Here is a 3,319-nt window from a genome sequence, read left to right on the forward strand (position 1 = left end):
ATTTTCAATCCTACTACTTACCCTTACTGGATGGGACAGATTTATTCCTAAATTTGGTCTACCAACAGAACCTGCTGTTAGATTAAAAAAGAAATAAATATATAACACTGATAATGAAGTAATTCTATATTATCAGTAAATAATTCTTAAAACATGCTATTGATATCATAAGATGTTAATAGCATGTTTTTTTCATAATATTTGTTATTTTTTTAACACACATATCTAAATATTCTATAATACTTCAAGTTATAAATACTAAAATGTAAATTTTATTTATAATATTATTTATATACTAAATTTTTTGAAATTATTTTTAGTAAACATTTACATGAAATATATGCAAATATTTTTATCTTCAATATTATTTCTACCTATTTCTACTTTTTAATTTATCGTTTTCATTAATTAACTCAATATTTTTAATTTTTTTATAAAAAGTTCTAAAATTTATGTATTTTTTCTGGAAAAACACTTGATATTTTTTTGAAAAGGTTTTAAACTAGTAATGTGAAAATAATGGTTAAAAAAATAACTATATTTTCATCTTAATTAATTTATAGGGGGATCATAAATGAAATTTTTAAAAGGATTTTTAAAGTTTGTACCAATCTTTGTATTGGCAGGTCTAATGATGCTTAAGGTTAATGTACTTACGGCAGCACCTATAGCAACAATAGTTGCTTGCCTTGTAGCCTACATCACAGAAAAAATTAAACTGAATGAACTTATCGATGCTTCCATCGAAAATGTAAAGGAGCTTATTTTAGTATTCTTTATACTAATGTTTGCCTACGCAATGGCAAATGCATTTATGTCAACTGGAGTTGGTGCTTCTATAGTTAATATAGCATTATCTCTTGGAGTAAATGCAAGAAGTGTTGCTGTATGTGGCTTCTTAGTAACTGGTATACTTTCCGTTGCTACTGGTACCTCTTGGGGAACCTTTGCTGCATGTGCTCCTATCTTCTTGTGGCTAAACCACATATTAGGAGGAAATATTCTTCTTACTACAGCTTCAATAGCTGGTGGTGCTTGTTTTGGTGATAATATTGGTCTTATCTCTGATACTACAGTTGTAAGTTCTGGTATTCAAAAGGTTGAGATACTTGAAAGAGTAAAATCTCAAGTTGTTTGGTCTGTCCTTTGTCTTGTTGTGTCTGCAATTATTATTTATGGTATGAGTGTAGCACTGAAACTGCCTACAGAAGCTGCTAATACTGCACTAGCAATTGAGTCTATTCCAGCAGAGGCATGGTCTGCTATTGAAGCTCAAAAGCCTGCAGCTGTTGAACTTTTAAATCAAGTTAAAAATGGAGTACCTGTCTATATGGTAATTCCGCTATTACTTGTTATAGGTGTCGCTGTTACGGGTGTACCTACTCTACTTTGTTTGTTCCTAGGAATTATTTCTTCTTATATCCTTGGTTCCTTTGCAGGAACAGTAGAAAGCCTACCAGTTTTCTTAGGATTAGTTCAAAGTGGATTTAGCGAGGCTGGTTCTTGGGTTATAGTAATGATGATGTGGGTTGGTGCCTTTGGTGGTATCATGGCTAAAATGGATGCCTTTGCTCCACTATCAGCTATTGTTTTAAAAATATCTAAAAATGTAAAACAGTTAATGTTCTGGAATGGTGTTTTAAGTATAGGTGGTAATGCTGCTCTTTCTGATGAAATGGCTCAAATAGTAACTATTGGACCTATTATTAAAGAATTAGTTGATAAAAATGTTGAAGGAAGCGAAGAAGATCTTTATAAACTTCGTCTTAGAAATGCTACCTTCTCAAGTTCATTAGGTGTTTTTGGATCTCAATTAATTCCTTGGCATGTATACATAGGATTCTATGTAGGAATACTTTCTTCAGTATATCCATTACATACATTTATAGCTACAGATATTATTAAATATAATGTCATGGCTTTTGTAACCGTAATTTCATTACTTCTTCTTACTATTACTGGGTGGGATAGATTTATTCCTAAGTTTGGTTTACCAAGAGAACCTAAAGTTAAACTTAAGAATCAAACTTCTGAGGTCAATTCTGATAAAGAAATTTGTGCATAATAAATAAAAAAATCTCACAATAGTTAATAATTATTGTGAGATTTTTTATATATGATAGTTATACAAATTAATGTTCATTCCAAAAACTTCATATTTATTTACTAATAATAACCATAAAACCCTTTACACATAATAACAATTATTCTTTTATAATACATATATTAGCAAATACTCCTAACATTCTACATTAAATTATTTAATTTATGCGTTTTTTCTGAAAAATACTTGATATTTTTGAGAAAACGTTTTAAACTAATTTTATAGTAAGACTAGTTAAATAAATAACTAGTTTTTCTAGTAAATTTTTTATAGGGGGATATAAAAATGAAATTTTTAAAAGCAACCTTTAAGTTTGTACCAATATTTGTATTGGCCGGACTTATGATGATGAAGGTAAACGTGCTTACAGCAGCACCAATTGCAACTATATTTGCATGTATTGTAGCCTACATCACAGAAAAAGTTAAATTCAGTGAACTTATTGACGCAGCAGTCGATAATGTAAAGGAACTTATTTTAGTATTCTTTATACTAATGTTTGCCTATGCAATGGCAAACGCTTTCATGTCAACAGGAGTTGGTGCTTCTATAGTTAATATGGCCCTAACTCTTGGATTAAATGCAAGAACTGTAGCTGTATGTGGCTTCTTAGTAACTTGCATACTGTCAGTTGCTACTGGAACTTCTTGGGGAACATTTGCTGCATGTGCTCCTATTTTCTTATGGCTTAACCATATAGTTGGAGGAAATATTCTTCTTACTACAGCTTCTATAGCTGGTGGTGCTTGCTTTGGTGATAATATCGGTCTTATCTCTGATACAACAGTTGTAAGTTCTGGTATTCAAAAGGTTGAAGTTATTGATAGAATTAGAACTCAAGGGGTTTGGTCAATAGCATGTGCGATTATAACTGCAATTATTATATTCGGTGTTAGTTTATATATGAAACTACCTACAGATGTAGCTAATGCAAAATTAGCTATTGATGCTATTCCACCAGAAGCTTGGTCTGCTATTGAGGCTGAAAAACCAGCAGCTGTAGAACTTTTAAATCAAGTTAAAACTGGAGTACCTTTCTATATGGTAATTCCTCTAATACTTGTTATAGTTGCTGCTGTTATGGGTATTCCTACTCTTCTTTGCCTATTCTTAGGAATTGCTTCTTCATATATCTTTGGTACATTTGCAGGAACTGTAGAAAGCTTACCTTCTTTCTTAGGTTTAGTTGAAAGCGGATTTGGTGAGGCTGGTTCT

General features: G+C 31.1%; 2 protein-coding genes. Both read left to right on the forward strand.

Annotated features, from left to right (window positions below; all coding sequences use genetic code 11):
• Positions 1–574: 574 nt before the first annotated feature.
• Positions 575–2,065, forward strand: coding sequence for a Na+/H+ antiporter NhaC family protein (locus B2P65_RS08865; protein ID WP_035133673.1), 1,491 nt, complete (start codon positions 575–577; stop codon positions 2,063–2,065).
• Positions 2,066–2,389: 324 nt separating this feature from the next.
• Positions 2,390–3,319 (forward strand): Na+/H+ antiporter NhaC family protein (locus tag B2P65_RS08870; protein WP_346880018.1); only part of this gene is annotated, 930 nt, incomplete at its 3' end.

This window comes from Clostridium sp. UBA3061 (assembly GCF_002367465.1).
GTDB classification, from domain to species: Bacteria; Bacillota; Clostridia; order Clostridiales; family Clostridiaceae; genus Clostridium_J; species Clostridium_J sulfidigenes.

Bases quoted from the DNA above. Each gene is read 5' to 3' on its own strand.
- B2P65_RS08865 (WP_035133673.1), top strand. From the start codon at position 575: ATGAAATTTTTAAAAGGATTTTTAAAGTTTGTACCAATCTTTGTATTG.